This window comes from Bacillus methanolicus (genome assembly GCF_028888695.1).
In the GTDB taxonomy this organism is placed as follows: domain Bacteria; phylum Bacillota; class Bacilli; order Bacillales; family Cytobacillaceae; genus Bacillus_Z; species Bacillus_Z methanolicus_B.
In genome coordinates, this window is the sequence record NZ_PNFF01000001.1 from 890466 (window position 1) to 914814 (window position 24349).

The window sequence follows — 24349 nt, forward strand, 5'->3', positions numbered from 1 at the left end:
ATAGGGGCTTCTTGCATAAATATTTTAAATAAATACAAGGTTCATCCTAACAAATAATCGAACAAATAAACTGGGAGATATCATCCAGAAGGAGTAATTTATAATGAAAAAAATAAATAAACCAACCAAAGGATTAACAAAGGAAAAGAAGGAGATATTGAAAAAGTTTATAGGCAGTGCTTCTTTTCCAATTGACCTAAACAAAGTTAGGGAATGGTGGAAATATGGATATTGCAAAGACTGAAATTAATGAAGATGAAAAAGTGTTGGATTTCATGGATAATATTAAAGCGATAATTAGAAAACATAAAAAACCTAGTAAATCTTACTTAAAAGAATTAGAAGAAAACGCAGAATTACTTTATAATGAACAAATTAAAACAATGGAGTAAAAAAGAAAGAAATTAGCAAATATTTTACTTTAAAATCTTCCACAGTGGAGTTTTATGGTATAATCAGGATAAAACTTGCGTATACTTATACCACTAATTTTTAGGTGGTGAGTATATGTGTGACAAGGAGGAGAAGGAAATGGCAGTTCCTGTTAGTGATATCAAATCAAAATTAAATGAATTGAAAAAACGTGTAAAAAACAAAACAAACAACACAAATAGCAAACGTCCTAGTAAATCTTACTTAAAAGAATTAGAAGAAAACGCAGAATTACTTTATAATGAACAAATTAAAACAATGGAGTAATTTATGGCAGAGAAAAGTCTAATTCGTGGGGAAATTTACCGGATAATGTTTCCCTATACATTTGATAAAAATTACCCTAATGGGAAATTAAAATATACGTTAATTCTTCAAAGTGGTGATTATTTTAAAGAATATTCCACAACGGTAGTATTATTGATTACTTCAAACGAAGAAGCTAAAGGACTAAAACATGTTGTGGAAATTGAAAAAGGCACTACAGATCTTCCAGAAACTTCGTATATTGATTGTTCTCAACCCTATACTATAAAAAAGAATATATTTTTTGATAGAAGAGTTTTGTTTATGGGGACGTTGTCACCAGAAAAAATGGATGAGGTTGATGAAAAGTTGTATTTAGGTTTATGCATGGGAACTCAAAATGATTCAAACAGTTTTGATTAATGAGTCGTCATAAAGACGGCTTTTATTTTTGTTTCTTTTTAGAGGAAAATCCTTCCTTTGTGTCGAAAGTAATAGGCAGAAAGGAGGGATGAAGATGAATAGACTAAGTACATTTATTCAATCGTTAGAAGAGTGGAAAGAAGTTTGTGAACAAACAGATAAAGAATTTAAAGGTTTGTTATTCCATCTTGCATACACATTAGGGGATAAGAATAGTCTCTCTTTAAGTTCTACTGATGAATTAAAGTCAAGAATTGAATATCTAATTAAAGAAGAAAAGATTAGAGAGAAATTTTTGGTCAACTCATTAATTCAAGAAGTTAATAGTTACTTTGAACATTTTATTAACAGTCATGGAGAAATTATTCTAAATAATGAATATTTAGCTAAGTCTTATGAAGAAGAGTTTGGGATAATTCCAGATCATATTCAAAAAGGATTAGAGCGTTCTAAAGACAAAACATTTCTTTTTACTTTAGAAAACCAATATGACTCTTGGAAACTAATTGTTATTAAAAATTTTTCAAAGTCTCAACAAAGACAGTGGGACAGAGAAGAATTTTCGAATGCATCGAAAAATATATAGCATTAATTTAAAGCACTCCTTCCGGGGTGCTTTTTCTTTTGTCTAAAAATGAATGGGGGGAAGTAGAATGACAGAGTTTGAAAAAAGGCAGTTAGAAATTAAGGAACATCTTAAAGCAATTAAGGAAGGTCATAAAAAGATAGAGGAATTGCTGGAAAAGATGGAAGCATTACATAACAAGATTGAAACAAAGGAAACTAAGGTTAATTCTACAACAGAATTCATCGGAAGTAGTGAATGATTAATGCCATCTAAACCAATGAAACCATGTTCCTATCCTCGCTGTCCTAACCTAACAGAAGGAGCATACTGTGAACAACACACTAGAGTTAAGGTAGAAGCTAAGGCTGAATCAGATAAAGAGTATGATAAGAAGAAAAGAGATCTACGTTCAACGGCTTTCTATAAGAGTAAAGCTTGGAAAGAGTTAAGGGAGTATGTATATAGAAAACAATATGGATTGTGTCAGAGGTGTTTAAAAAGGAATGAATTTGTTAGGGGAGATATAGTACATCACATAATTGAAATTAAAGATGACTGGGATAAAAGGTTAGATGAAGATAATTTGGAAGTCCTTTGCCATAAATGTCACAACAGAATACACAATCAAAAGAAAAGAAAAACACATTGAGGCAACCCCCGCCTTCCAATTTCTAGGAAAGGACATCAGAGACCGCGCGGGGCAACTCAGCGTGAACAAAATTCCCTTTATTTTGTAAAAGGGGTAATAAAGGAGGTGAGAGTAATGGGAAGAAAAGCCAAACCGATTGAGTTGATGTTAATACAAGGTAGTAAACATCTGACTAAAAAAGAGATTGAAGAGCGAAAACAAGCAGAAGCAAAATTAAAACCGAACGCAAACAAGGTTAAGCCCCCGGCATGGTTGGACGATGTGGCAAAGAAAGAGTTTAAACGGATTGCAAAGGAGTTACAAGAAATTGATCTTATAACAAATGTAGACGTAAATGCACTTGCTGCTTATTGTGATGCTTATTCTGACTACATCAAGTGTACGCAAATCATTCAAGAAGAGGGCATGATGGTTGAGTACACAAATAAAGCGGCTGAAACTAACAAAGTCCCTCATCCTCTTCTCACCAAGAAAAAGCAGTTACATGAACAAATGAAAAGTCTCGCTACTGAATTCGGTTTAACTCCATCATCCAGAGCAAAGATTGCTTTGCCTAAAAAAGAGGAAAAAGAGCCGACACCGGAAGAAAGATTGTTTGGTGATGTGTAGTGTTAAAACAATGGCTCATTGATTACTCACACGATGTCTTAAACGGTGAAATCATTGCTTGTCAAAAACATAAATGGGCGTGTGAGCGGTTTTTACGTGACATTAAACGAGAGGGAACAGAGGAATTTCCCTACACCTTCAACGAAGAAAAGGCTCTAAAATTCCTCAAATGGATGACACTTTTTAAGCACACAAAAGGTAAACTAGCTGGGCAGAATATTGAACCTGCTCCTATACAGGTATTTGTGTTCGGTAACATTTATGGTTGGGAGCACGAAGAAACAGGGTTAAGGCGTTTTAAAAAGGCATATTGGCAAGTAGCTCGTAAAAACGCAAAGTCTCAATCCCTAGCGTGTGTCGGCTCTTATGAAGCGTTTGCTTTTGGGGAAAACATGAGTGAGGTTTATATTGGAGCGACTAAAACAGAGCAGTCTAAAATTGTTTGGAATGAAATAAAGGCTCAAGTACAAGGATGCGACTTTCTTAAAGGTAAATACAAGATTGCATACGGGAAGATTGAACACGTTAAGAGTGGTTCTTATATTACCGCCCTTTCTAAAGATGCAGGGAAAACAGGTGACGGTTTAAACGTCCAAACGGGCATTATTGATGAATATCACGCTCATAAAACATCAGAAATTTATGATGTGTTAGTGTCCGGTATGGGAGCTAGACCACAACCTTTAATGATGATCATTACAACGGCGGGATTTGAACTTCAAAATCCTTGTTATTCAGTTGAATATGATTATGTATCAAAAATTTTAGACCCTAACAATCCCATTGAGAATGAAGAATACTTTGTCATGGTAAACGAATTAGACAAAGATGATGACATTAAAGATGAACGAAATTGGGAAAAAGCAAATCCTATCCTATGTTCATACGAAGAAGGACGGGCTTATTTACGAGGGGAATTAAAAGCAGCCTTAGACGTTCCTGAAAAAATGCGGAACTTCCTTACAAAGAACATGAATATATGGGTAAACATGCGCGAGGGTGGTTACATGGATATGTCCAAATGGGATGACTGTAAAGCAACTAAAAAAAGACCAATGCCAGACTTGCGAAATAAAGTTTGTTATTTGGGAATTGACTTATCTAAAAAGATCGACTTAACCTCTGTAAGCTTTGTTTTCCCATTAAATGAAGGGTTTGCGATTAAACACCATTCCTTTATGCCGGAAGATACATTTAGAGAAAGAATGAATACAGACAAAGTACCTTATGATTTGTGGGTTAAACAAGGATATATTACTTTAACACCTGGTTCTGTCGTAGATTATAGCTTTATTGAGTCCTATATTCGAAAACAGGAAAAGGAAAATAATTGGACTATTAAAGAAATCGATTATGACCCTTATAATGCAACTCAATTTGCTCAATCTATGGAACAAGAAGGTTATCTTATGGTTGAGATTCGACAGGGAATACGGACACTTGGAGAGCCTACAAAAGACTTCCGAGAAATGGTGTACAAAGGAAAAATTTTTCATGATGGTGATCCAGTGCTAACTTGGGCTGTTGGAAATGTCGTAACAAAAATGGACGCACAGGAAAATATAATGCTGGATAAATCCAAATCTACTGACCGTATTGACCCATTAGCTGCAACAATCAATGCATTTACAAGAGCGAGATTGGATGAATATCTAAATGTTGATTTAAGTAATCACATTTTAAACGATGACTTCTCATTATAGGTGATATTAATGAAAAACTTTTTTTATCTTCTAAAGTTGTTTTTGGAGGATTTTTTTATTGTTTCAGGCTTGTTTTTACTAGTTTATACGACTTACTTGATTAATGTTTTTGCTGGAAACTACTTTTTAGGATTAATTTTAGTAGGTTTGGGAGTGATATTAGCGAAAAGGAGGTGATAGACATTGCTATTTAAGAGCCTGTTAAACAGCGTTCAAACATGGGAGCAACCTTTATTTGACGCTTTTGTTACTCCTACAATGAGCGGTGAGACCATTACAAATGATAATGCTCTGACAATCGGGGCTGTTTATGCTTGTGTCAATATTAAAGCCAATGCTATAGCGAAGTTGCCTTTACAAGTGTTCAAGAAAACAAAATCCGGGAGAGAAAGGGAAAACACACATCAGGTAGCTTATCTTTTGGAAAAAAGACCCAATCCTTATATGACACCTTTCGTATTTAAACACACAATTACCGTTCATCGCAATTTATGGGGAAAGGCATATATTCGTATGGTTATGAAAGGTGGGAATGTCTCTGAGTTAGTTCTGTTAGATCCATCAAAGACAATCGAAGCAGAAGATGATAAAGGAGATAAATGGTTTATTTACCGTGATAAAGGCAAGGAAGAAAAGTTTCATCATACGGAAATTATTTATCTTCCGTATGGTCCCGGCGGTAAATCACCAATTGAGGTAGCAAGGGAAACGGCTGGCACAATGAAAGCGGCGCAAAAGTTTTTAGGAACATTTTATAAAAATGGCACTACCACACGCGGGATTATTAAAGTACTCGGACAATTAAATGGTGAAGCCAAGAAGAAACTACGTGCATCGTGGGCAGAAGTTAACTCTGGTTTAGACAACGCTCATTCTATTGCGGTTTTGGATTCTGGAATGGAATGGATGGATATTTCTATGCCTCTGAAAGATGCTGAATTTATTGCTTCGCAAAAATTTAATATTGCTGAAATAGCACGGATTTTTAATGTGCCGTTGCACATGCTCAATGAGTTAGATCGTTCTACATTCTCAAATATCGAACATCAATCTATGGAGTTCATTCAGAATACTATTCAACCTGAATTGGTTGCTTGGGAAGAAGAAATGAACTACAAATTATTTACCACTAACGAGCAAAAACGTTTCTACGTAAAGTTTAACCTTACCTCTGCATTACGGGGAGATAGTCAAAGCCGAGCTCAATATTACAAGGAAATGCTCTCTTCTGGCGTTTACAATATCAATGAAGTTCGAGCATTGGAAGAAATGGATGCTATAGAAGGCGGCGATAAACATCGAGTAGATCTTAACCATATTTCTATAGATATTGCTGATGAATATCAATTAGCAAAGGCAGGAGCAACCTCGAAAGGAGGTGAGAATGGTGAAGAATAAGTTTCTAGAGATTAAAAACCAAACGGACAATTCAGCTGATCTTTATTTTTATGGTGATATTGTAAGTAGTTGGTTGGGAGCGTGGGATGATACAGATCAATACCCGGAAGCTATTAGGGATTTTCTTAAAGGAGTAGAAGGGAAAAACTTAAACATTTATATAAATAGCGGAGGCGGTAGTGTTTTTGCTGGTATGGCTATATACAACATGCTGAAAAGACATCAAGGCTTCAAAACTGTTTATGTAGATGGTTTAGCTGCTTCTATTTCATCTGTCATTGCTTTAGCAGGTGATAGAGTCATAGTACCTTCTAACGCTTTCTTGATGATTCATAAACCTTGGAGTTGGTCTTCAGGAAACGCAAACGATTTTAGAAAGTTAGCAAATGATCTTGATGCTATTGAGGAAGGAATTATGAATGTTTATGCCGAGAATATAAAAGAAGGTGTAGATATTGAAGTGATTCGCCAAATGGTACAAGAAGAAACTTGGCTAAATGGTTTAGAAGCTGAAAAATACTTTAACATAGAGGTTACAGAACCTAATGAAGCTGTTGCTTGCGTTAGTGATTATTTTAAAAATTATCAGCGCATTCCTGATGTATTTAAGCAACACCCTAAAAATGAACATAAAGCAGATAAAACACAAACCCAAATAAATCAATTATTAATGGAGCTGGAATTAATCTAAGCTCTATTTTATTTTTAAAGGAGGATTTAATTTATGAACAAAAAAATGCGAGATTTATTAGAACAAATTAACAACAAAAAAGCTGCTGCTAAAGAGTTATTAAATGCTAAAAAATTGGATGAAGCCAAAGCTTTAACAGATGAAATTAAAGATCTTCAGAAAGAGTTTGATATTGAAGCTGCTCTTTATGAAGAAGAAAAAGAAAATGTAAAGAATGTTTTAAATGTAAAAGAAGACAAAGCAGATGCAATTAAAGCGTTTTATAAAGCTTTACGAGGAGAAAGGCTTACTGATGTTGAGAATGCCCTTTTAACTGGTGGCACTCAAGGGGAAAACCTTATTATTCCACAAGATATTCAAACACGAATTAATGAATTGCGTAGAGAGTACAAATCTGCTCGTGATTTAGTAAATTACTATCCAACGAATACACTAACTGGTTCTTTTGTATTTGAAGATTCATCAACTATAACTGAATTAACCAACTTTACTGATGGAGCAGATGTTCCAACATCAAATGACCCTAAATTCAACAATGTGCCTTATAGTGTAAAAGATTATGGTGCTTTATTGCCTGTTTCTAATAAACTCTTACAAAATGAAAATGGTGGTTTAGTTGATTATTTAGGACGTTGGTTTAACCGTAAAGCAATTCGCACTGAAAATAGCAAAATTTTTGCAGCTTTAAAATCTAATAAAACTGCAAAAGCATTAGCGGATTGGAAAGCACTTAAAAAGTCTTTGAATAAAGACCTTGACCCTGCTTTGCTCGTTGATGCAGTAATTGTCACCAACCAAGATGGATTTGATTTTATCGACTCTGCACTCGATGATCAAGGTCGCCCAGTATTACAACCAAATCCAACTAATCCAACTCAAAAGTTGTTCATGGGTATTCCAGTGCATGTATTCTCTAATGCTGAACTTCCGACAACTGGAACAACTACAAAGAAAGCACCTATTTTCTATGGCCGCCTTCAAGACGGTGTTACTTTCGTAGACCGCAACCTTTATCAGTTTGATGCTTCAGAACATGCCGGATTCAATAAAAATCAAACAGTGATCCGTGTTATTGAGCAGTTTGATGTCATTCAAGCTGACAAAGATGCTTATGTATACGGTGAATTTGATGTAACTTCTGCATAATAGGGGTGATTCCTCATGCTAGAGGAAGTTAAGCAATATTTACGTATTGACGGGAGTGAGGAAGATAGTTTCCTCACTTCTCTGATTTTAGCAGCAAAAGAGTACATAAAAAATACAACAGGAATTAGAGTTGATGAAACAAACGACTTACACAAATTAGCGGTAAACCTGATGGTTGCTCATTCATACGAGAATCGTTTGCCGATTGGTCAAGGAGATACTCTTGCATTTAGTTTGGAATCCATCTTATTACAAATGAGGTACTGCTATGAATCCGGGACTGTTTAACAAACGAATCTCGATCCAACGGTTTACCGAGGGTGTAAATGAAAATGGTTTCCCAATTCAAGAATGGCAAGATGTGAAATCAGTTTGGGCAATGATTAAAACTCCGAATGATAAAACTTCTTCTCTTGAATTTTATGAAGCGGCAACTACTCACGCGAAAAATACCTTATCTTTCGTTATTAGGTACACAAACACAATAGGTATAGATACGGATATGAGAATTCTTTACAAAGAGAAATCCTTTGAAATTCTATCTATTATTAATGATAATGAACGAAATAAAACCCTTACCATTATTGGAAGGGAGGTAGTTTAATGCAGTTAGAAGGCATGGAGCAATTATTAAGACAAATTGAAAGGTTGGGTCAGAAAGTCGATACTCAAATCGAAGAAAAAGCCTTAAAAGAAGGTGCAGAGTTTTTAAAGGATAAGATTAAAGAAAATGTTCCCGTAAGAACAGGAAATCTCAAAGAAAATATTGTTGTTTCTGATGTGAAAAACGGTTCTATTGATATAGGAGTTGATCAACAAGGAGATGCCTTTTATGGACATTTTCTCGAATTTGGTACGAGCAAAATGTCTGCTAAACCTTTTATGGGTCCTGCTTTTGAATCTAACAAACAAACAGTTCAGGAAAAAATGTCAGAGGTAATTAAGAGGGAGTTAGGGTTATGAGTCTAAATGCTTTAATAATCAATATTTTAAAACCTTTGGCTCCTGTTTCCTTCCAAACCTATACAGGAACTGCATCAACTTATATCACTTTCTTTGAGTTCAATCAAAACTCTGCTTTAAATGCTGATGATGAAGAAATAAATACTCTTCATTCTATTCAAGTTGATATATGGAGTAAAGGAGATTACACAACTCTAGTTCAACAAGTAAAAGACAGTTTAAAAACAGTGGGATTCAGACGAACGTTTGAAACCGATTTATATGAGCCGGACACCAAAATTTATCACAAGGTGCTCCGGTTTAATTTTGTTCAATAATAGGAGGTAAAACAAATGGCTGTACAAGTAGGTTTAAGTGATCTTTATTATGCGATTTTAACGAAAGATGATTCAACTGGTGTTGCTTACCAATCCCCAGTAAAGATTGCAGGTGCGATTAATGCAAAAATTTCACCAAAAGTGGATACACAGACTCTTTATGCGGATGATGGACCATCTGAAACAGTGACTAGTTTAGGAGAAATCGAAGTAGAATTTGAAGCGAAAGATATCCCTCTTTCTGTTCAAGCTTCCTTGTTAGGACACACAATATCAAATGGTATTCTAGTTAAAAGTGTAAGTGATACTGCACCATATGTTGCTTTAGGGTTTAAAAGTAAAAAAAGCAATGGTAAATATCGTTTTGTTTGGATATTTAAAGGAAGATTTGAAACACCAGAGCAAGAATACAAAACATCTGAAGATAAACCAAGTTTCCAAACACCAAAATTGAAGGGAACGTTTGTGAAGCGCGACAATGATGGGCGTTGGCAGATCATCGGTGATGAAGACGAGGCAGGTTTCACAGCCGGAAGTACATGGTTCAATGCCGTCGTGAACGTTTCTTCTGATACAACACCGCCGACACTCTCTAGCACAACACCTGCGAACAATGCAACCAGTGTGGCAGTATCTACAACGGTTCAATTGGTATTTAGTGAGGCTATCTCCCCTGATTCAGTTAATACTTCCAACATCATGGTTATTAAGGACAGTGATGGTTCAGTTGTTTCTGGTACTCTTTCACAAAGTGCTGACAAAACAACGATTACGTTTACACCAAGCGCGAACCTTTCTGCTTCAACTGTCTATCGGATTATTGCAACAACAGGTGTACGCGACCTTGCTGGCAATAGTTTAGCTCAGGCTCAAGTAAGAAAGTTTACAACAGCATAATAAACAGAAATTACATAGTAGCTTAATAATCTTGGGGCGGTCTTATGACTGCCCTTTTTATATGGAGGGGTACTTATGCAAATTAAATTAGTAATTGAAGGAAAAGAAAAATCATTTACAACTCCTTTTATCAAAGGTCGTATGTTAAGAAGGGCTTTAGAAATAAATAAAAAAATGGATTTAAACAACTTAGACGAAGAAGGGTTGGACACATTAATCAGATTTGTGTGTGAGGTCTTCAATAACGAATTTTCTGTTGATGATTTTTACGATGGTATTGAAATTAGTGAAATGATTCCAACTATTAAAAATGTCATAGAGGAAGTCGTTGGAAAGGCAAATGGTGACTCAAACCCAAAAAACCTGTAGAAGACCCATACACAATGATTAAGAAGCTTTATAGAAATCTCTTAAAAGAAGGATGGACACTCAATGAAATTGATGAGATGGACATCCATTTTTATTTTGAACTGATGGAAGAAGAAACCGAAACGAAAGTGGGCTTTATTGATCAGGTGTTATAGGAGGTGAGAATATGACAGAAGTTGGGGCTCTTCGAATAAACCTTTCGTTAAATGCGGCGAATTTTACGCAGGGAATGCAAGAAATAAACCGGAAATTAAAAGGACTTCAATCCGAATTTAGAGCATCAGTAGCCGGTAATAAAGATTTTCAAAGTTCCTTAGAAGGTATGAGAACGAAATCTCAATACTTATCAAATGTATTAAACCTTCAAAGTCAGCGTGTTGAACAATTAAGACGGCAATATGAGCAGATGAAAACTACTAAGGGCGAAGATGCCAAGGAAACAGAGAACCTTCTTATTCGCTATAATCGTGCATTAGCTACAATGCGGGAAACCGAACATGAGTTAAGGGAATTGAATGCACAGCTTGAACGACAATCCAGTATTACTGGAAGAATACAAGCTTCTATGTCGCGACTAGGAAATAGTATGCAGGATGTTGGCGGTCGTATGCAATCGGTTGGTCAAGAAATTGCTATGTCATTCGGCACAGTATCAACAGCAATCGGTGGAGCTCTTGGTTTTGCTGTCAAAAAATCGATGGATTTTGAGGCTCAATTGAGCAGTATAAAGGCAGTTTCTGGAGCAACCGGAGAGCAAATGGAACAATTGAAAAATCTCGCTATTGAGATGGGTTCGAAAACGAAATACAGCGGTTTAGAAGCGGCACAGGGAATTGAAGAACTCATCAAGGCAGGTGTCTCATTAGAAGATATTATTAATGGTGGTCTAGAAGGGGCGTTATCTCTTGCGACTGCAGGGGAATTAGACTTGGCACAAGCGGCTGAAATCGCTTCTACTGCTCTTAATGCATTTAAAGATGACGCTTTAACAATAAATGATGCTGCCAATATTCTTGCAGGTGGGGCTAACGCTTCAGCAACAAGTGTAGGTGAATTACAATTTGGATTGTCTCAAGTTTCAGCCGTAGCGTCAGGAATTGGATTGAGTTTTAAAGATACGGCTACAGCATTATCGTTGTTTGCTAATAACGGTCTTAAAGGCTCGGATGCTGGTACGTCATTAAAAACGATGTTATCAAATTTAATTCCGAAATCTGAAGCCGCAAATGAGACAATGATGGATTTAGGTATTGTCACCAGAGACGGCGCTAATGCATTCTTTGACGCTCAAGGAAATGTTCGTTCAATGGCGGAAATTGCAGGTGTTTTACATGAATCGCTAAAAGGATTAAACGCTGAGCAACGCCAACAAGCGTTATATACAATGTTTGGTTCTGATGCTATTCGCGCAGCAAACATTTTGTACAAAGAAGGCGCTGTCGGAATCAATAAAATGTACTCAGAGATGAGCAAAGTTACTGCGGTTGATGTCGCCAATGAAAAAATGAACAACCTAAAAGGACGAATTGAAGAGTTAAAAGGAGCGTTTGAGACAGCACAGATAACAATCGGAAATGCCCTTGTTCCAGCAGTGGATTTACTTGTTCAAGGGTTACAGAAAGTTATGAATTGGTTCAATAATTTATCTCCTGGAATGCAGTCGTTTATTGCCATTAGTGCAGCAGTTACAGCAGTAATTACAGGGTTAGTTGCGACGTTTGGTGTTGTACTCGCCGTGATTGGTGGGGCGGCAAGTGGAATTGGAGCTCTCACAACTGCATTTAGTGCAGTATCCGGAGCAATTGCATCGGCAGGAGGAATAGCAGGAGTTTTCAGTACCGCAATTGCAGCTATTACAGGACCAATTGGTATTGCTGTTGCTGCCATAGTGGGACTTGGTGTTACGTTTGGAGTGTTGTATTCGAAAAACGAAGCGTTTAGAAATGGTGTCCAACAAGTTTGGCAACATATAAAGAACATTTTTTCAACAACACTATCTGCAATAGGCTCTGTTGTTCGCTCAACCATGTCTACAGTAACTTCCTTCTTCTCTAGCAAACTTCAACAAATTCGTCAATTTTGGCAGCAAAACGGAGCACAAATTCAAAAAGTCATGTCTGTGGTTATGACATTTATTTCCGCGATCGTTCAGACCAAGATGGCTCTTATCCAAGCAGGGTTTACGGCTGCATGGAACGTTATTAAGGGCGTAACATCAGCAGTTTGGAACACGATAAAAGGTGTTATTTCCGGTGGTATCAACATCATTCTCGGTCTGATTAAAACGTTTGTTTCGATTTTGACAGGCGATTGGCGCGGTGCATGGGAAGGTGCGAAACAAACCGTAAAAGGCGCAATTCAAACAATAGGTTCAATGGCTAACGGGATGGTTGATATTGGTCGAAACATTATTTCCGGTCTGACTAGAGGTCTTTCGTCAGCAGCAAAGGGTTTGTATGAAAAAGCACAGGATATCGCTAATACTGTTTCTAAAACGATTAAAAACACTCTTAAAATAAAATCCCCTTCTCGCGTCATGATTGAAATGGGGAAATTTATTGGTCAGGGTTTATCAAAAGGTATGGAATCTTCAATTATTGATATCGAAAGTATTTCGCAGAAAATGGCAAATGCAACGATTCCAGACATCAAATCTTTTACAGTTCCTAATTCTTCACATAATAAAATGACAAAGGATAAACAAATAATACTTAACTTTGAACGTATGTTTGAAGGAGCAAATTTTCACGTGAGAGATGACTATGATATTCATAGAATAGCAGAGGAAATGGGAAATGTGTTTTCAAATAGTATGAGGACAGCGGGGGTGAGGATTTGAGTATATACATAGACACATTAGAAGGTGTTCGTTACGATTTAAATCAATATGGACTAAAACCTCTTAAATTTGAAATCGACTCCCTCTCCTCACGTACAGAATCGGAAGTGATTGATGGTAGAGACGGACACATTGATATAGAAACCACCTTTGAAGGACGTTCCTTGCGAGCGTCTTTTTTATTAGAAGCCAAAAATATTATAGATTTTTCTTTCTTAAGAGATAAAGTATTTAGACTTTTCGATGGAAAAACTTATTTCTATATTCTCGAAAGTCGTCAACCATCAAAAAGATGGAAAGTAAGAACTGTATCCAAATTCACACTGGATAGAATCAATCCTAGAACAGCGACTTTTGAAATCTCGTTCCTCTCGCCGTCTCCATATGCGGAATCCATCGGTAGCACATTGTATCCTTATTATTTAGATGGTTATTTACAAGTATCTACTCATGAAAATGTTCAGTACATCTTCCAAGAAAATGTTTTTTCTGTATGGAATGATGGTGATGTCGCTGTTGATCCAAGAGAATATCCTTTAAGAATCGAATTTAAAGGAGCTTCAAACAATTTAACCATTCGTAATCTAACCACAAACGATGAATGGCAATACAATGGTACAACTAATTCAAATGACATTATTACTTTAGACGGCATCCGTTCTTTTAAGAACGGATTTTCTATTTTCGGAAAAACGAATCGAAAGCTTATCACATTGAATCAGGGTTGGAATGATTTTGAAATTGTTGGAGCTTTAGATCCTTACGAAATTTCATTTGATTTCCGTTTCTACTATATTTAGGAGGTGGTGTTGTTTGGAAACACAAAATAAGCAAACGATAAACATTGATTTAAAACAACCGACTATGATTCCTTTACCGCAGTTCATCCAGCAGGACACGAATGTACTTGAATTTCTTGTGAAAGATAATGGAGCTAATGCTGATTTAAGTAATATTGGGAGAATTGTAGTTAACTATAAACGTCCTGATGATAAGGTTATTTCTCGATTATTAACTGCTGAGGGGAATAAGGTTTTATACGAAATCGGGCAAGAAGAAATGGAAGTGTCCGGCTATGGGGAATTGGAATTGCAGTTCTTTAGTCAGGATAATCTATATAGAATTTCCACCAAACGGTTTAAGGTATATTTATCTGAATCAATCGGAACAGATACAATTTATGAAGATAATGAAAATCTAACTCTTCTTCAAGAATTGTTTATTGAAGTGGAAGAATTGGTGGATGGTACAAACGAAGCGACCAATTTTGCTATGGAACAAGGGAACTACGCTCAAACGCAAGGAGACTATGCTCAAGAAAAAGCAGAACTTGCTGCAACAGAAGCAAGTAATCTTTCACAATTGAAAAGTGATACTATAGACGCCACGCAAGCGGCAAATGAAGCAGCAACAAGTGCTAATAATGCAGCTAATAACGCAAATACTGCAACAACTAACGCTAATAATGCAGCTACAAATGCAAATAACGCTGCTACGAGTGCAAATAATGCCGCAACAGCAGCCAATAATGCAGCCTCAAACGCAACCACACAAGCCACATACGCACAACAACAAGGCGACTACGCTAAAGCACAGGGGGATTACGCAAAACAAGTCGGTAATGAAAACAAGATTAATCGATTAAACCCAGTTAATACATTCGATGATATCGCAACAACATATCCAAATCCGAATTTAGGAGATACAGTACAGACATTAGATAACGGAAAGTTTTATCGGTGGGATGGAACACAGTGGAAGTTTGTAGAACAATGGACATCAAGTGCAATCAGTACATTATCAACTGAATTGTCTAATGCAAAAAATGATACTGTAAATAGTGTAGTTTATCAAACATTACAAGAACGTTTAAATGATACTTCAAATAAAATTGGAATTTTAAACAATGAATTATCCAAGCAGAATAAACAATCCGCCACCATCGGTCAAGGACTCAACATCATCAACGCATCACAAAACAGTCCGTTAGACATCCGAATCGAAGGGCGCACACTCGTCAACGTATCACAAAACGTGCTTGATCCAGCAAAGTATTATGTCCTTTCCGACAAAAAATCAAAAATCAAATTCAGCGATGGTACAACATACGCAGGTGTTGCAAAATTTCAAGGAAAAGCTGAAAAGCCAATTTTGATTCGTGTATCGAATTTTGAAAATAAAGTGTCGGGAAGTACGGTAGAGAATCCGCATTTGTTTCATGGTAGAGCTGGTTCTTCATTAGGTTCACCTAGTGATATAGGGAATACATCGATTTGGTCAGAACGTTCACAATCACAATACAATGACATTTCCAAACAAAATGGAATATCTGCATCAGATTCAAATAATATAAATGGTTATATTCGTCAACACCTTTTCTCCTTCAACCTCATCGAAGCCATCGAGCGCAACGTAGGGAAAATTCCTGCTCCAGATACGGCGGGGAAAGTGGCGTGGTTGAAGAATAACATCAACGCACTCACAATTCGCTGGCACGGATACGGCACTAGCCCGACAGGCAACAAAGCGAGCCTTGCGGTGTATAACAACACGACATCAGCGTGGGTGGATACGGTCAATCACACAAATGGCAGCGTGACACAATTGACATTCACAATTAGTGGTGCATCAATTACTGACCGTATTGGTTCAAACGGTTTCGTCCACTTCTTAGCCTATGCCGACCCATCAGACGGTACAACAGCGTCAACTATCTATACAGATTACGTTGAACTCGAAATCGAACTTGCACAAAATGCGCAACTATGGAATCCACGTTTCCCACTATACGAAGTCGATGCGACAACGGAATATCCGAACATCCTAACAACGTGGGATGAAAACGAAGTAATGCGCCGTTATCCGATGGTTGAGTCGGTTCAACACGTTCAAAATCCGTATGTGATTGCGGAAGGCGAGAACTTGTTACCGCCGTTTACGGAGTGGAATTTACATGCGAATGCGGTTGTAAGAGAGCCGTATAAGTTGGAGTTGAATGCGACAGGGGCATGGCAGTCTAGCTTTGTCGATATAAAGGTCAAACCTTCAACCGCATACTACTTCACTATGAGTCATAATGCGTTATTTGAAATTGATGAATTTGATGCATATGGAAATATAGTTGTAAATCGAAATGTTTCAAGTGCTCAAACATTATCTTTCACAACCAACGCAGCTACTACTCGTTTGAGGGTAATCGCTAATAACAATACATCTGGCACATTTACCTTCACGAACCCGATGCTCACACTCGGATCAACAGCAAAACCATTTACCCCACGCAATCCAAGCTATTTGTTTGCCGAAGTCAAACTCGGTCAAATAGGCGATAAAAAAGATATTTTATTCAGAGAGAATGGTGATTGGAAGGTATTGAAGTGGATTGAGAAAGATGTACAACTTACAGGCTCGTTGTCATGGATGTTTAATGAGGATCGTGTAGGATGTAAAATTATTCAGTATTGGGTAAGTGGAACGTTCAATCCGTTTAGTTGGAATGATAGTTATCCAATCATTGTCACTAAATATAACGGCGCAATAGTTTCTCGATCTGCGATTATTAATCAAGCAGACCAATTTACAGTAGGTTCAAAAGATTCAGGGGATTTATATATTGCCATCTCCGACACCGACAGTGGTTGGGGCGAACACTACAAACCATCTGCCCAAGAAGTTCAAGCGTATTTCAACGGATGGAAAGCAAATGGATATACAACAGGAACAGCCGTTACAAACGAATTGACAGGACAACTTGCTCCAAGTGGAACATACACATTCGCTCAAAGCGGGGCATATCGAAATATAGTCGTTGAAAAATCAACGGACAACTCAACATGGTCGCCATCCGTTGAAAATACCGATTTCAAGATTGGTATTTCGGGAACAAAAGCCGTATTGACGAATTTAAGCACATCACCGTTGTATTTCCGTATCAGTTACAACTATGGTGTCACAGTGAACAGCTGGGCATCGTTAGTTGACGGAAGTGCACCTTCAACGAATACACTTGCGTACGTGTCAGCGAATATGGCTCCGGGATTTACGCCATATAAGTTATCGTATGTGTTAGCGACACCGCAAACGGTTGTTGTAACTGATAAGGTCGAAGGCGATTTGGTCGTGAATGGGGCTACGCAGATTTTAGTTGATAATGCGATTATTAGACGTGAAAAAGTTACATTCAACACATCTACAAAACAAGGAACGACATCTAAAAAATCAGCAAAAATATTAGGAGTATATAAAGAAATGACTCCTGAACCATTTACTACATATTCAAGTAATGGTCAGACGTTGCCTCAATTAATTAATACGGTTGATACAACAAAAGATTATTATGTAACTTATGTTTTATTAGATAAATATAATTTCACAACAAATGTATTAAGTATAATCGCAACTTACAATTCGAGTCTTAAATCAGTCGTTGATGATATGGTTGCAAAAGTATCAGATAATGCAACACAAATTTCCATTAATACAAAATATATTATAGACATTTTAGCTCGCCTTAAGGCTGGTGGTCTATAATGTATAGAATATATAAAATTACAAATTTGGTTAATGGAAAAATGTACATAGGATTGACTAAGCAGTCATTAGAAGAAAGATTTTCTCAGCACTGTTGTAGTAAAAACTATAACAGTGCTATTTATTTAGCTATTAAAAAATATGGAAAAAATAATTTCATTATTGAAGAATTGACAACATGTGTAACTTTTGAAGATGCAAGTATTTTAGAAAGATTAGCTATAAGATATTATAATACATTATCCCCTAACGGATACAATATCCATACAGGTGGATTAGGTGGTAAATTATCAGAAGAAATTAAACAAAAAATATCACAAAAAGCAAAAGAAAGAATGTCTAAAAAAGAAAATAATCCAATGTACGGTAGAAAACATTCAGAAGAAACAATAAGAAAAATTAGTGAAGCAAAAAGAGGAAAGAAACTTACTGAAGAACATAAAAGAAAATTATCAGAGAGTTTAAAAGGTGAGAAAAGTTATTGGTATGGTAAGAAAGGTGAAGAAATGCCTTTTGGTAATAGAGGTGGATGGAATAAGGGTATTCTAATGAAAAAAGAAGCAAAACTAAAAAGAAAAGTGACGAAGTTTCACCAAGCAATTGATGATATCTTTGTAAGCGTCAAATAATCCCCACCTAAAAAATAGATGGGGATTTCGTTATGATTTAGGTATTCTTTTTAAACACTCGACAAACTAAGGGGATGGTTGATGACCAAGGCATTAATTGATCCAAGGCATCTTTATCTTTGGTATCCATGTTTGGTAATTTCTCAAAGAGATAAGTGAGATAGGTAAATGGATTTAAGTTATTCTCTTTAGCTGTCTCAATCAAACTGTATATTGTCGCACTGGCCCTAGCGCCTCGGGTGGTATTGGCAAACAGCCAATTTTTCCGGCCAATGACAAATGGCTTGATCGAACGTTCGCTGCGGTTATTATCGATTTCTAAACGGCCATCTTTTAAAAAGCCCACTAATTTATCCCATTGGTTCAGGCAATATTGGATTGCTTGGCCTAGGGCGCTTTTTGGGAGAACTTTTGGTTGTTGAGTTTTAAGCCATGCTGAAAAAGCCTCCAGCACTGGCTGGCTGCGTTCCAAACGACTTTGATAGCGTTCTTCAGGGGTTGAATCCTTTAAGTCACGCTCTATCGCAAAAAGTCGGTTACAAAAATCGAGCCCTTCCTTGGCAGCTACCGGAGCTGGTTGCTTTGAAGCCGGCAGAGCCTTTAAGGCCTCATCAAACTTGCGCCTTGCATGCGCCCAACAACCGACCAGGGTTACATGAGGAAGCCCTTGATAACCCGAGTAGCCGTCCACATGAAGGTAGCCCTTGAAACCATTCAGAAACTTGCGAGGATGTTCCTTTCCCCGTGTCTGTTGGTAATCATAAAGAGTAATCGGCGGACCTTCTCTTCCTGTGCGATAAAGCCACATATACGAAGTGGATGTGGCCTTTCGGCCCGGTTCATGGAGCACCTGTAAAGTGGTTTCATCCGCATGGAGAATATCCTGTTTGAGTAAATGATCCTTCATCCGATCATAAATTAAACGCAGCCACTGATCTGCGCCATAGATCATCCAGTTCGCCATTGTCTGCCGGGATAAAGTAAACCCAAGTCGTTCAAACTGCTTTTCTTGTCGATAAAGAGGCAGCCCTTCCACATATTTTTGGCACATCACATACGCCATGCTTGAAGGGGAAGCTAAGCTGCCCGGATAGACAGGCTCCGGCATAGACGCTGTCACAATTGGGGTATTGATCTCCTCATGTTCACAACGGCGGCAGGCGTAGACATAACGGACATGCTTTACCACTTTTACTTCAGCCGGAATGACTTTGATTTCTTGACGCACTTCCGTGCTCATTTCATGTAAAGATCCACCGCAACACGAACAAACCTGCTCTTCTGCGGAAAGACGGTATTCAACCGTTTCCGTAGGCAGGTCTTCCAGCATCGATTCACGTTGACCACGTTTTTTACGACGACGGTAGGTAATGGTTTCAGAAGCAGGCTCCTCTAAAACGGAGGCTGCTTCTACCTCTGCTTCATTAAAGAGCGAAAGCTCTAATTGATCGGCATGTGTTTTTTCACTTGAAGAGCCAAATCGTCTTTTTTGGCTGAGGCGAAACTGCTCCTCATACCATTTCAGTTTCGCAGTAAGTTCAGCCACTTGCTTTTCAAGAGATTCACAACGCTTTTGAAAATATTCAGTTGGTTGGGTGAGTGTTTTCGTTGTCTTTTTCATACTTTATCTATTCGACAAATGATGATTCATTCCTTTTAAAAATGAGTGTGCAAATAAAAAATTTTAAAGAATATGTTTTTTAGATAACTGTCCTTGCGGTGACTTCAGGATGAGCCTGGCGCTGTTCAAGCGGAAGCCCATCAAGCAACCAACGAAGCTGGCGGCGGCTTATTTTTAGCGGTGCATCACTTTCTTCCGTTGGCCATTGAAATTTTCCTTGTTCTAAACGTCTATAATAGAGCCAGAAGCCGTTGTGCTCCCAATGAAGGATTTTCAGTTTATCCCGATTGCGATTGCAAAAGACAAAGTAGCTAGGCGAAAAGGGATCTAAATCGAAACCCTCTTTCACCAACGCAGCCAGGCCATCAATGGATTTGCGCAAGTCTGTGCTCCCTCGAGCGAGATAAACATTCGTGATCATGGTTTCGTTTAACATAGCGACCTCAACGTCCTTACGACATCCGCAAGGAAAGATGGGTCGAAGCCTGGTTTCACCTCTATGGATGCTTGCCCTATAGTAATCTGTATGGTGTTTTTTGATTCGCTATATTGTTCATCCATTGTGACTGAAACCCATTTAGATGACGGTGTTGAGATCCGATTCGTGTTTTCAATTTTTCTAAGCCAATATTTTAATTGATGAAGTTTCACATTATTGTCTGCACACCATTTGGATTGGGTCTGTCCACTATTCCTAAAATCGGCGATCCGAAGTTCCCATTCTTTTCGCAATTCTGCTTTTGACATCAAAAAACCTCCTCAAATATTGATTTGAGGAGATTATCTCAAAGTGTCATCTAGGTTAATAGGTGGGAACTATTTTACGGTTACTATTATAGTGGCATTAAAAGTACAGTCTCTTCAACTTTTCCAGCTAGTAAAGATATGACTCTTGAGGAGCATTCCTGTAATGAAGAAATTTGAGGTTTGAAACAAAAAGAGCCCTCTTGGTATAGTACAGGGTGTCAATACATTGACCCCGAATTAATAAGTTGCCAAGGAGGACTCAATAATGAATTATACTCAAAATCGAAAAATCTCGCAAATCACACCATCAACATTAATAATCGGCATTGATATTGCCAAAGACAAACACGTGGCACGGGCACAAGACGATCGAGGAATTGAATTTGGAAAACGCTTGATCTTTGAAAATCGCATACATGGTTTCCAAATGCTTTTAGATTGGGTGAATCGACACCAAAAAGAAAATGATAAGAACCATGTGATTTTTGGGGTTGAACCAACCGGGCCTTACTGGTTAAATCTCGCTTATTTTCTTACCGCAAAGGGCTATGACTTTGTGCTAGTCAATCCGATGCATGTAAAGAAAAGCAAAGAGCTTGATGACAACTCTCCAACAAAAAACGATACAAAAGACGCCAGAGTGATTGCACAGCTGATTAAAGACGGCCGATACTCCGTACCAAATCTCTTAGACGGCATTTACGCGGAACTAAGAGAAGGCGTCAAAATAAGAGATCAGCTCACTCAACAGCTTGCCATCACAGAAGGACGTATTCAAAATTTGATTCAACGTTATTTTCCGGAGTTTTTCGATGTTTTCGGGGATTGGGAAGGAAAAGCAGCTCTTTGCACGCTAAAACTGTTTCCATTTCCTTCTCAAATTAAAGAAATGACACCTGAAGAGATTCTCTCAAAGTGGAAGCCATTTGTACAACGAGGAGTTGGAATGAAGCGAGCAACGAAACTAGTGGAAACGGCCAAAAAGAGCATTGGAATTCAAATCGGGATTCAGTTTGCCAAACGTGAAATGGAATATCTGATTGACCAATATGAGCTTTATCAAACGCAGTTGGAAGAGTTGGATCAGGAGCTAGAAGCTCTTGTAGAAACGATCCCAGGTGCTAAGCAAATGATGAATATTTCTGGGTTAGGTGTTACAACAGTCGCTCTATTCTTCGCTGAAGTGGGTGATCTCACAAAGTACAGTCACCCTCAGCAATTAGTTAATCTGGCAGGCCTTTCATTACGTGAGCATAGTTCTGGAAAATTTAAAGGACAAACCAGAATAACGAAACGGGGACGAAGCAGGCTGCGTAAAGCTCTGTACCTAGCGATTCGGCCACTCGTTGCCCATAATCCAACTTTTAAAGCTTTACATCAATACTATACAAAACGATCTGAAAGGCCTTTAAAAAAGCAACAGTCTCTCATCGCTTTGTGTTGTAAGCTATTACGTGTCTTATTTGTCATTGGTCAAAAACAGTGTGAATTTGATGGTTCAAAATTATTGCAAGGCTTGCCTCAAATTACATTACAAGTTGCTTAAACCGATTTATTAACCAATTTGTTAATCAAATTACTATCGAATACTTCAAGTATTTCTAAAGACAAACACCAATAGTGCCGAGTCGGAGTTTATTTTTACCATACGGGCTTATGACCCAGCTGAGGAGCTTATCCGACCTCCACCTCATGGATACGCAGGACGAAGGAATGTATGGATCCCAATCCGGTGATACATGGGAGGGTTAGCGACCGTGAGATGAGTGGAGATTTTGCGCACGGTCATAACTGTTATTACCAAACAATACCAGTTTGGTTGGTAGAATGGCCCCCCATCTGTAAGAAATTTAAATAAATTCAATTTATAACCATGATTTTCGGTGGATCAACTATTAGGTGTTAATGAAATTTAGAGAAAACGTGAGTATTCGGGAGAATTTTAAAGTATATAGAGGGAGGCAAAAAATAGGGTTGTTGAGTTAATGGCGAAAGCATTTAGAGAATTGTATTATGAATTAAAAATGGAGGAACAAAAAGAATCAGAATGACGTATTATCAATATTTCAATAATTGTCTTCTTTTAGGTAAAAGTATGATGTAATGTAAGAACATTTTGTTCCCTTACAGTTATTTCATCAACTGTTTTCTGTTCTCCTGTTGATGAAATGGTAAACGACTTATTTATAAATTCCTCTCTATCAACTTCAGGCGGCAATGATAGCATTTCGAATAATATTGATGTCTGGACGATAGCATTTTTCCATAAAAAATAACGCCGACCATGCGACATTGTTTTTTCGATTACCTTCGACTATAATAAAACCGTAAAGGACAAACGGAATCCATTACGGAGATTGAGCGAAATCTGATTGACTGTATTGATTTGACGCTGATTGAACGGATTGATTGAGCGAAATTTTAGCCCACGGTCTTCAAAACCGCTTGAGAGGCGCGTGTCGTCTCTGGTGGGTTCGATTCCCACGCAGTCCCGCCAAACTACTGATAAAATAACATGATTTTTCCGCACAGTGATTATTTCACTCGTGCGGTTTTTTCGTTTATTTTTGTTTATGAAAATTAATCAGTTTGTCCATTACAAATAATCCCCCTAAGCATAACTTATTAATACGACTTTCCTACCTTTATGTAGAAAGGAGGTGATGGCTTTGGCATTACAACTTATGAAACTTCAAGTGACGGCTTCGACTACAACTAATGTTGATCCTGAATCTTCAAAATTTTTTCATGTAACAGGAGCTGAAACAGCTGCTGGAACTACATTAACAATTGATGCCGCTAGTTTTTTCTTGGATGATGGTACACCAGCTACTTCTCTTCCTCCATTAGCAACGGATAACAGTTACTTCACTGTGACCATAAACGGTGTTTTACAAATGGATGGACTTTCAACGTATACACCTGGAGCTACTACTGTTGGATCACTTGCTATCGCTGTACCAGCAGGTGGAGACTCAATACTAGCGGGTACACCTATTGTATTAGAAGTAGTCAGCTTCACTCCGAGCGCTTCTACAACTGTCGAAACATAGTTTTTCAAAAAAGCAGGAAAGGTTTTAATAAACCTCCCTGCTTTTCCTGACCCATAAATAGGTTTAATGGATTAATAAAGGATTCATTGTAACTAGGATTGAAAAATGGTGACAAATTGAAGAATAACTGGCACACCTTTCTTTGGAACATCCTCTGATTTTAGAACAAGGAGGCCTTCTTGTACATGGTAAAGGATAGGAGGTTGTAGCATAGCATTAATAAATAAGTTTATATAAGATACATCGTTAGGATTAAGAATCTCTACGTTTCCATATTCTGTTAACCCATCGCGATTGGTATAAATCCTTTTGCTACCATCAGAGATCGCAACGTACTGCAAAGTGTCTGTCTTTAAAATTTGCGGTCTCGTTGGATTTTCCTTGCTTGGAAAAATGTCCGAACACCCTCTTGGTGGGCTTGGAGGAGAACAAACCCTATGAAAATTGACGAATTTCTTTCTCATAATTAATTTTTCCTCCCTCCTTTTTATCAGATAACGACACAAAATCTTTTATACT

30 protein-coding genes are annotated in these 24349 nt (G+C 37.6%); 25 read left to right on the forward strand and 5 right to left on the reverse strand.

Annotated features, from left to right (window positions below; translation table 11 throughout):
• Window positions 1-103: 103 nt before the first annotated feature.
• From C0966_RS04520 to C0966_RS04630, 23 genes are all read left to right on the forward strand, one after another.
• Entirely contained in the window at window positions 104-244 is a 141-nt protein-coding gene (locus C0966_RS04520) for a hypothetical protein (RefSeq protein WP_274854010.1), read from the forward strand.
• Complete coding sequence (locus tag C0966_RS04525; protein WP_274854011.1) at window positions 225-392, forward strand: hypothetical protein; 168 nt, start codon at window positions 225-227, stop codon at window positions 390-392. Before C0966_RS04520 ends, C0966_RS04525 begins: the two co-directional genes overlap by 20 nt.
• A gap of 139 nt (window positions 393-531) precedes the next feature.
• On the forward strand, window positions 532-699 hold the full coding sequence (locus tag C0966_RS04530; protein ID WP_274854012.1) for a hypothetical protein: 168 nt from the start codon (window positions 532-534) through the stop codon (window positions 697-699).
• A 3-nt stretch (window positions 700-702) separates the two neighbouring features.
• Window positions 703-1101, forward strand: coding sequence for a type II toxin-antitoxin system PemK/MazF family toxin (locus C0966_RS04535; RefSeq protein WP_274854013.1), 399 nt, complete (start codon window positions 703-705; stop codon window positions 1099-1101).
• A gap of 94 nt (window positions 1102-1195) precedes the next feature.
• Window positions 1196-1687 (forward strand): hypothetical protein, encoded by a 492-nt coding sequence (locus C0966_RS04540; RefSeq protein WP_274854014.1) that lies wholly within the window; start codon window positions 1196-1198, stop codon window positions 1685-1687.
• Between the two features lie 67 nt (window positions 1688-1754).
• Window positions 1755-1928 (forward strand): hypothetical protein, encoded by a 174-nt coding sequence (locus C0966_RS04545; RefSeq protein ID WP_274854015.1) that lies wholly within the window; start codon window positions 1755-1757, stop codon window positions 1926-1928.
• 3 nt (window positions 1929-1931) lie between these two features.
• A complete protein-coding gene (locus tag C0966_RS04550; RefSeq protein ID WP_274854016.1) occupies window positions 1932-2318 on the forward strand; it encodes an HNH endonuclease in 387 nt (128 codons plus the stop codon).
• A gap of 114 nt (window positions 2319-2432) precedes the next feature.
• On the forward strand, window positions 2433-2927 hold the full coding sequence (locus C0966_RS04555; protein WP_274854017.1) for a phage terminase small subunit P27 family: 495 nt from the start codon (window positions 2433-2435) through the stop codon (window positions 2925-2927).
• Window positions 2927-4630 (forward strand): terminase large subunit, encoded by a 1704-nt coding sequence (locus C0966_RS04560; protein ID WP_274854018.1) that lies wholly within the window; start codon window positions 2927-2929, stop codon window positions 4628-4630. The genes C0966_RS04555 and C0966_RS04560 overlap by 1 nt, the downstream gene beginning before the upstream one ends.
• Before the next feature lie 183 nt (window positions 4631-4813).
• Window positions 4814-6028, forward strand: coding sequence for a phage portal protein (locus C0966_RS04565; RefSeq protein ID WP_274854019.1), 1215 nt, complete (start codon window positions 4814-4816; stop codon window positions 6026-6028).
• Complete coding sequence (locus C0966_RS04570; RefSeq protein ID WP_274854020.1) at window positions 6015-6719, forward strand: head maturation protease, ClpP-related; 705 nt, start codon at window positions 6015-6017, stop codon at window positions 6717-6719. The genes C0966_RS04565 and C0966_RS04570 overlap by 14 nt, the downstream gene beginning before the upstream one ends.
• Before the next feature lie 33 nt (window positions 6720-6752).
• Window positions 6753-7865: a phage major capsid protein gene (locus C0966_RS04575; RefSeq protein WP_274854021.1), complete on the forward strand. Its 1113-nt coding sequence runs from the start codon at window positions 6753-6755 to the stop codon at window positions 7863-7865.
• A gap of 15 nt (window positions 7866-7880) precedes the next feature.
• Window positions 7881-8153 (forward strand): head-tail connector protein, encoded by a 273-nt coding sequence (locus C0966_RS04580; protein ID WP_274854022.1) that lies wholly within the window; start codon window positions 7881-7883, stop codon window positions 8151-8153.
• Entirely contained in the window at window positions 8134-8469 is a 336-nt protein-coding gene (locus tag C0966_RS04585; protein ID WP_274854023.1) for a phage head closure protein, read from the forward strand. The genes C0966_RS04580 and C0966_RS04585 overlap by 20 nt, the downstream gene beginning before the upstream one ends.
• Window positions 8469-8828, forward strand: coding sequence for an HK97-gp10 family putative phage morphogenesis protein (locus C0966_RS04590; protein WP_274854024.1), 360 nt, complete (start codon window positions 8469-8471; stop codon window positions 8826-8828). The genes C0966_RS04585 and C0966_RS04590 overlap by 1 nt, the downstream gene beginning before the upstream one ends.
• The gene (gp17, locus tag C0966_RS04595; RefSeq protein ID WP_274854025.1) at window positions 8825-9145 is read left to right on the forward strand and encodes a tail completion protein gp17; all 321 of its coding nucleotides are present in this window, start codon (window positions 8825-8827) and stop codon (window positions 9143-9145) included. The genes C0966_RS04590 and gp17 overlap by 4 nt, the downstream gene beginning before the upstream one ends.
• A 15-nt stretch (window positions 9146-9160) precedes the next feature.
• On the forward strand, window positions 9161-10042 hold the full coding sequence (locus tag C0966_RS04600) for a major tail protein (protein ID WP_274854026.1): 882 nt from the start codon (window positions 9161-9163) through the stop codon (window positions 10040-10042).
• Window positions 10043-10117: 75 nt separating this feature from the next.
• Window positions 10118-10411: a phage tail assembly chaperone G gene (gene gpG, locus C0966_RS04605; protein WP_274854027.1), complete on the forward strand. Its 294-nt coding sequence runs from the start codon at window positions 10118-10120 to the stop codon at window positions 10409-10411.
• A gap of 14 nt (window positions 10412-10425) precedes the next feature.
• On the forward strand, window positions 10426-10566 hold the full coding sequence (locus C0966_RS04610; RefSeq protein WP_274854028.1) for a hypothetical protein: 141 nt from the start codon (window positions 10426-10428) through the stop codon (window positions 10564-10566).
• An 11-nt stretch (window positions 10567-10577) separates the two neighbouring features.
• Window positions 10578-13250, forward strand: coding sequence for a phage tail tape measure protein (locus tag C0966_RS04615; RefSeq protein ID WP_274854029.1), 2673 nt, complete (start codon window positions 10578-10580; stop codon window positions 13248-13250).
• Window positions 13247-14050, forward strand: coding sequence for a phage tail family protein (locus C0966_RS04620; RefSeq protein WP_274854030.1), 804 nt, complete (start codon window positions 13247-13249; stop codon window positions 14048-14050). The genes C0966_RS04615 and C0966_RS04620 overlap by 4 nt, the downstream gene beginning before the upstream one ends.
• 13 nt (window positions 14051-14063) lie before the next feature.
• Window positions 14064-17780, forward strand: coding sequence for a hypothetical protein (locus tag C0966_RS04625; RefSeq protein WP_274854031.1), 3717 nt, complete (start codon window positions 14064-14066; stop codon window positions 17778-17780).
• Window positions 17780-18409 (forward strand): NUMOD3 domain-containing DNA-binding protein, encoded by a 630-nt coding sequence (locus tag C0966_RS04630; RefSeq protein WP_274854032.1) that lies wholly within the window; start codon window positions 17780-17782, stop codon window positions 18407-18409. Before C0966_RS04625 ends, C0966_RS04630 begins: the two co-directional genes overlap by 1 nt.
• Before the next feature lie 37 nt (window positions 18410-18446).
• Here the strand turns inward: C0966_RS04630 and tnpC are convergent, their stop codons facing one another.
• The 3 genes from tnpC to tnpA form a co-directional block, all read right to left on the reverse strand.
• The gene (tnpC, locus tag C0966_RS04635; RefSeq protein WP_274854033.1) at window positions 18447-20030 is read right to left on the reverse strand and encodes an IS66 family transposase; all 1584 of its coding nucleotides are present in this window, start codon (window positions 20028-20030) and stop codon (window positions 18447-18449) included.
• A 79-nt stretch (window positions 20031-20109) separates the two neighbouring features.
• On the reverse strand, window positions 20110-20466 hold the full coding sequence (tnpB, locus tag C0966_RS04640; protein ID WP_274854034.1) for an IS66 family insertion sequence element accessory protein TnpB: 357 nt from the start codon (window positions 20464-20466) through the stop codon (window positions 20110-20112).
• Window positions 20460-20777, reverse strand: coding sequence for an IS66 family insertion sequence element accessory protein TnpA (gene tnpA, locus C0966_RS04645; protein WP_274854035.1), 318 nt, complete (start codon window positions 20775-20777; stop codon window positions 20460-20462). The genes tnpB and tnpA overlap by 7 nt, the downstream gene beginning before the upstream one ends.
• A gap of 265 nt (window positions 20778-21042) precedes the next feature.
• On the opposite strand from tnpA, the gene C0966_RS04650 reads away from it, so the two are divergent.
• On the forward strand, window positions 21043-22323 hold the full coding sequence (locus C0966_RS04650) for an IS110 family transposase (RefSeq protein WP_274854009.1): 1281 nt from the start codon (window positions 21043-21045) through the stop codon (window positions 22321-22323).
• A gap of 537 nt (window positions 22324-22860) precedes the next feature.
• Here the strand turns inward: C0966_RS04650 and C0966_RS04655 are convergent.
• Window positions 22861-23070, reverse strand: coding sequence for a hypothetical protein (locus C0966_RS04655; RefSeq protein ID WP_274854036.1), 210 nt, complete (start codon window positions 23068-23070; stop codon window positions 22861-22863).
• Window positions 23071-23446: 376 nt separating this feature from the next.
• On the opposite strand from C0966_RS04655, the gene C0966_RS04660 reads away from it, so the two are divergent.
• A complete protein-coding gene (locus C0966_RS04660) occupies window positions 23447-23830 on the forward strand; it encodes a DUF4183 domain-containing protein (RefSeq protein ID WP_274854037.1) in 384 nt (127 codons plus the stop codon).
• Between the two features lie 92 nt (window positions 23831-23922).
• On the opposite strand, the gene C0966_RS04665 is transcribed toward C0966_RS04660, so the two are convergent.
• Window positions 23923-24294, reverse strand: a complete 372-nt coding sequence (locus tag C0966_RS04665; protein ID WP_274854038.1) for a DUF4183 domain-containing protein — start codon at window positions 24292-24294, stop codon at window positions 23923-23925.
• Window positions 24295-24349 lie beyond the last annotated feature (55 nt).

Coding starts and splice junctions, on each gene's coding strand:
- C0966_RS04520 (WP_274854010.1), top strand. CDS start 104: ATGAAAAAAATAAATAAACCAACCAAAGGATTAACAAAGGAAAAGAAG.
- C0966_RS04525 (WP_274854011.1), top strand. CDS start 225: ATGGATATTGCAAAGACTGAAATTAATGAAGATGAAAAAGTGTTGGAT.
- C0966_RS04530 (WP_274854012.1), top strand. CDS start 532: ATGGCAGTTCCTGTTAGTGATATCAAATCAAAATTAAATGAATTGAAA.
- C0966_RS04535 (WP_274854013.1), top strand. CDS start 703: ATGGCAGAGAAAAGTCTAATTCGTGGGGAAATTTACCGGATAATGTTT.
- C0966_RS04540 (WP_274854014.1), top strand. CDS start 1,196: ATGAATAGACTAAGTACATTTATTCAATCGTTAGAAGAGTGGAAAGAA.
- C0966_RS04545 (WP_274854015.1), top strand. CDS start 1,755: ATGACAGAGTTTGAAAAAAGGCAGTTAGAAATTAAGGAACATCTTAAA.
- C0966_RS04550 (WP_274854016.1), top strand. CDS start 1,932: ATGCCATCTAAACCAATGAAACCATGTTCCTATCCTCGCTGTCCTAAC.
- C0966_RS04555 (WP_274854017.1), top strand. CDS start 2,433: ATGGGAAGAAAAGCCAAACCGATTGAGTTGATGTTAATACAAGGTAGT.
- C0966_RS04570 (WP_274854020.1), top strand. CDS start 6,015: ATGGTGAAGAATAAGTTTCTAGAGATTAAAAACCAAACGGACAATTCA.
- C0966_RS04575 (WP_274854021.1), top strand. CDS start 6,753: ATGAACAAAAAAATGCGAGATTTATTAGAACAAATTAACAACAAAAAA.
- C0966_RS04580 (WP_274854022.1), top strand. CDS start 7,881: ATGCTAGAGGAAGTTAAGCAATATTTACGTATTGACGGGAGTGAGGAA.
- C0966_RS04585 (WP_274854023.1), top strand. CDS start 8,134: ATGAATCCGGGACTGTTTAACAAACGAATCTCGATCCAACGGTTTACC.
- C0966_RS04590 (WP_274854024.1), top strand. CDS start 8,469: ATGCAGTTAGAAGGCATGGAGCAATTATTAAGACAAATTGAAAGGTTG.
- gp17 (WP_274854025.1), top strand. CDS start 8,825: ATGAGTCTAAATGCTTTAATAATCAATATTTTAAAACCTTTGGCTCCT.
- C0966_RS04600 (WP_274854026.1), top strand. CDS start 9,161: ATGGCTGTACAAGTAGGTTTAAGTGATCTTTATTATGCGATTTTAACG.
- gpG (WP_274854027.1), top strand. CDS start 10,118: ATGCAAATTAAATTAGTAATTGAAGGAAAAGAAAAATCATTTACAACT.
- C0966_RS04610 (WP_274854028.1), top strand. CDS start 10,426: ATGATTAAGAAGCTTTATAGAAATCTCTTAAAAGAAGGATGGACACTC.
- C0966_RS04615 (WP_274854029.1), top strand. CDS start 10,578: ATGACAGAAGTTGGGGCTCTTCGAATAAACCTTTCGTTAAATGCGGCG.
- C0966_RS04630 (WP_274854032.1), top strand. CDS start 17,780: ATGTATAGAATATATAAAATTACAAATTTGGTTAATGGAAAAATGTAC.
- tnpC (WP_274854033.1), bottom strand. CDS start 20,030: ATGAAAAAGACAACGAAAACACTCACCCAACCAACTGAATATTTTCAA.
- tnpB (WP_274854034.1), bottom strand. CDS start 20,466: ATGTTAAACGAAACCATGATCACGAATGTTTATCTCGCTCGAGGGAGC.
- tnpA (WP_274854035.1), bottom strand. CDS start 20,777: ATGTCAAAAGCAGAATTGCGAAAAGAATGGGAACTTCGGATCGCCGAT.
- C0966_RS04650 (WP_274854009.1), top strand. CDS start 21,043: ATGAATTATACTCAAAATCGAAAAATCTCGCAAATCACACCATCAACA.
- C0966_RS04655 (WP_274854036.1), bottom strand. CDS start 23,070: ATGTCGCATGGTCGGCGTTATTTTTTATGGAAAAATGCTATCGTCCAG.
- C0966_RS04665 (WP_274854038.1), bottom strand. CDS start 24,294: ATGAGAAAGAAATTCGTCAATTTTCATAGGGTTTGTTCTCCTCCAAGC.